This is a genomic window from Streptomyces sp. WELS2, assembly GCF_013870595.1.
Classification (GTDB): Bacteria; Actinomycetota; Actinomycetes; order Streptomycetales; family Streptomycetaceae; genus Streptomyces.
On record NZ_JACBWZ010000753.1, the window covers coordinates 1 to 2,966 of the forward strand.

The following is a 2,966-nucleotide window of genomic DNA, read 5'->3' on the forward strand; positions in this document are numbered from 1 at the left end:
GTGGATCGTGGAGCCGGGCAGCGTCTCAGGGGCCTGGTAGTGGGCGTTCGGCTGGCCGTAGGCACCCTGCTGCGGGACACCCTGGCCGTACGTGCCCTGCGGCGGCTGGCCGTAGGCCCCCGGCTGCTGGCCGTACTGGCGCTCGCCGACCGTGCGCACCCTGCTGACCGAGTTCGGGTAGCCGTAACCGCCGGACGGTGGCTGGGCTCCCCGGGCCTGGCCGTCTGCGTACAGGTAGCCGAACGGGTCGTCGTCCTCGGGCGTGCTCGGGCCGTTGTCGCCGGGCGTCATCCCTTGGTACTCCTCAACAGGTGCGGGCGGATGGGGTACGGGTTGGAATGGCGAGCCTACCCGCTCTCCGTCCGCCAAACGGGTGACCCAGGTCGCGTCAAGCGGCTGACCTGCGGTTCATCCCGCGCGGCGATGCTGTTTGGGACGAGATCGTTTCTCTACGTACATCCGCTCGTCGGCGGACTTCAGCACCTCGTCCGCCGTCATGCCGCAGTGCGCCCACCCGATGCCGAAGCTCGCGCCCACCCGGACGGAGCGGCCCTCGGCCCGGATCGGCTGGACGATCTCGTTGCGCAGCCGTACGGCGAGGTCCTGGGCGTCGGCCCGGCCGAGGCCGTCGGCGAGGATCACGAACTCGTCGCCGCCGAGCCGGGCCACCGTGTCCCCGTCCCGGACGCCGTTGCTCAGCCGCCGGGCGACCTCGATGAGGACCGCGTCGCCCGCGTTGTGCCCGAACCGGTCGTTGATCGACTTGAAGCCGTCGAGGTCGCAGAAGAGGACCGCGAGCCCCTTGGCACCGTCGTCGCGGCCCTCCTCGGGGGCGACGGTGTGCACATGGTGGTCGTAGGCGTCGTACGCCTCGGCGCCCGGCGCGAAGTCGAAGCCGTGGCCGGCCGGGATGTCGTAGGCGGGGTGGCCGTAGGCCGCGTCCAGGGAGTCGGCATGCCCCTGGTCTGTGTGCTCGCCGCGCTCGGCCCCGCGGTACGGGCGCGGCGAGCACACAGACCAGGGGCATGCCGAGCAGGGCCACCAGGTTCACCCGCAGCGGGATCCCCAGGCCGTCGTGCAGCACTCCCGAGGCCGGTCCGGAGAACACGAACTCCAGGAACGGCTCCGCCAGCAGATCACCGGCCACGGTGCCGAGCCCACAGCCCAGGACCGCCGGCACGGAGATCATCGTCAGATAGACGCCCAGTACCTGTCCCGGGGTGAAGCCCAGCGCCTTCAGGATGCCGATGTGCCGGAACCCGGAGACCACGGCCCCGCCGACCACGTTCGCGACGATCAGCACCGCCACCAGGATGCCGAGCACCCCGAACGCCATCAGATACGGCGCGTACGCGCGCGCGTTGCCGCCGATCCGGTGCTTGAGCGCCAGATACGTCTGCGACCCGGCGAGCGAGCCCGGCGGCAATTCCCGTGTCACCTCGGCCAGTCGCGCGCGCAGTCCCCGCTCCGACGCCGCGTCCCGGAACCGGAACAGCATCTGCCGGCCCGTCGGGTGCAGCGCACCGATCTGCTCCGGGGCGACCCAGGCGTCCGCCGTGTGACTCAGGTCGAAGGCGAACCCGACGACGGTGAGCCGTGGGCCGGAGGGCACCCGGAACGTCTTGCCGAGGTCGTCGGCGGTCCAGTCGCGCTGCCGGTTCAGCACCATCTCACCCGGCCGGGTCGGCCAGCGGCCCGCCCACACGTCCATCCGGTCCACCGGTCCGCCGGGGCCGGGACGGCCCACCACCGTGATCTCACCGCCGAGCCCGAAGTCCGCCGCACCGCGCGGCACACTGACCGTCGCCCGCGCGAACGGTCCCGCCACCGCCTCCACGCCCGGCCGCCGTGCCGCGCGCGTCAGTTGCGCGTCCGACACCTTGCCGCTGTCGAAGGCGGCCACGACGTGCGGCCCGTGCAGCTTCCCGAAGGCGCGGTCGAACGGTGCCGACGCCGCGTCGACCAGCCCCAGCGCCACCACCGTCGACCCCGTCGACACCAGGGTGACCAGCCAGATCACCAGTGTCTGCAGCCGCCGCCGGCGCACGGCCGCCCGCGCGGCCCGCCATACCGCCCTCACGCGGACGGCTCCAGGGTGTGCTCGCCGGTCACCCGGCCGTCGGCCAGCAGCACCAGACGGCTCGCGCACCGCTGCGCGAGCCGCTCGTCGTGGGTGACGACGACCAGGGTCTGGCCGATCTGGTTCAGGTCGATCAGCAGGTCCATCACCTGCTCCCCGGCCCGGCTGTCCAGCGCCCCGGTCGGCTCGTCCGCCAGCAGCAGCGCGGGCCGGTTCATCAACGCCCGTGCCACCGCGACCCGTTGCCGCTCACCGCCGCTGAGCACCGCCGGATAGGCGTTGCGCCGGCCGGCGATCCCCAGCTCCTCGAACAGCTCCAGCGCCCGCCGCCGGGCCTGCCGGGCCGGTGTCCCCGTCAACTGGGCCGCCAGCGCCACGTTGTCCAGCGCCGACAGGTCGTCGACGAGGTTGAAGAACTGGAAGATCATCCCGACCCGGCGCCGCCGGTACAGCGCCAGCCCCTTCTCGCTCAACTCCCCGACGTCCTCGCCGTGTACGACGATCCGCCCGGCCGACGGCCGGTCCAGTCCGGCGATCATGTTGAGCAGCGTGGACTTGCCGCAGCCCGAGGGGCCCATCACGGCGACCGCCTCCCCGGCCCGGATCTCCAGCGACACCCCGTCGAGCGCGACCGTCTCGCCGTACTCCTTGCGCACCCCGTCGAGCCGTACGACGGCGTCTTCCGTTCTCACCTCGGTGACCATGGGCAGGACGCTAGACGCGGGCCCGCGCTCCGGGCATCCGTCCGCGGATGGCACTCGGCCGCGGGACTCATCCCGGGGATGCAGTGCGCTGTATCCCCAGGTCGATGCGGATGTCGGTGGCGTCTGCCAGAGTGGTGGCCATGGGGGAGGACGAGGTGCTGACGGCGGCGCTCGCGGCGGCG

The 2,966-nt window shown here is 72.7% G+C and carries 1 protein-coding gene and 3 pseudogenes; all 4 read right to left on the reverse strand.

Going from position 1 to position 2,966, the window contains the following annotated elements; genetic code table 11:
- Positions 1–291: pseudogene (locus H5J33_RS29270) on the reverse strand (carbohydrate-binding protein); the annotation flags it as partial.
- 117 nt (positions 292–408) lie between these two features.
- Positions 409–954, reverse strand: a pseudogene (locus tag H5J33_RS29275) (GGDEF domain-containing protein); the annotation flags it as partial.
- A 79-nt stretch (positions 955–1,033) separates the two neighbouring features.
- Positions 1,034–1,711 (reverse strand): annotated as a pseudogene (locus H5J33_RS38470) (FtsX-like permease family protein); the annotation flags it as partial.
- A 365-nt stretch (positions 1,712–2,076) separates the two neighbouring features.
- The gene (locus tag H5J33_RS29285) at positions 2,077–2,784 is read right to left on the reverse strand and encodes an ABC transporter ATP-binding protein (RefSeq protein ID WP_181797825.1); all 708 of its coding nucleotides are present in this window, start codon (positions 2,782–2,784) and stop codon (positions 2,077–2,079) included.
- Between the last annotated feature and the right edge of the window lie 182 nt (positions 2,785–2,966).

Excerpts from the sequence above, each read along its gene's own strand:
- H5J33_RS29285 (WP_181797825.1), bottom strand. The coding sequence starts at position 2,784 with ATGGTCACCGAGGTGAGAACGGAAGACGCCGTCGTACGGCTCGACGGG.